At 32.8% G+C, this 530-nt stretch carries 2 protein-coding genes; both read left to right on the top strand.

Annotated features, from left to right (window positions below; genetic code table 11):
• The coding region (locus F1592_RS14085) for an SAUGI family uracil-DNA glycosylase inhibitor (RefSeq protein ID WP_369073531.1) at window positions 1–103 on the top strand (103 nt) is incomplete at its 5' end.
• 86 nt (window positions 104–189) lie between these two features.
• Window positions 190–501 (top strand): DUF960 family protein, encoded by a 312-nt coding sequence (locus F1592_RS13440; RefSeq protein ID WP_149809594.1) that lies wholly within the window; start codon window positions 190–192, stop codon window positions 499–501.
• Window positions 502–530 lie beyond the last annotated feature (29 nt).

Genomic DNA, 530 nt, shown 5'->3' on the forward strand with positions numbered 1-530 from the left:
TCTAGATCATTTTGATATGGATTTTCTCTACCTCACTGATACTAAAAATACGATTATCGATGAACGTCATCTACTAAAAGAAGGAGGGAATCACCATGAATAATTGGATCAAAGTGGCACAAATATCTGTTACAGTCATTAACGAAGTGATTGACATCATGAAAGAAAAGCAAAATGGAGGAAAATAGTATGCAAATCAATCGATATATCACAAGAGGCATTAGTGAACACCTATCTCTAGAGCTTCAAATCTTACTTTGGAATATGGTGAAAGAAAGAGATAATCAACCCCATACAGATTACCTACACATTTTTAGACTGCAAGAAGATGAAAATATACTCTCAATCACACATGAACAAGAACAACCCGCATACAAATTGGAATATCACTATACAAACTATATAAAAAATCAAAATGCATTACCTAAGAAAGTCTACGTCATCCGAGAAGATGGTGTAGACGCTTTTTATTATGTGATGCTTTTACCAGAAGAATACTAAAGGAAGTGATGATATATGAATACAATTAA

It is taken from the genome of Staphylococcus sp. GDX7P312P (genome assembly GCF_008385775.1).
Classification (GTDB): Bacteria; Bacillota; Bacilli; order Staphylococcales; family Staphylococcaceae; genus Staphylococcus; species Staphylococcus haemolyticus.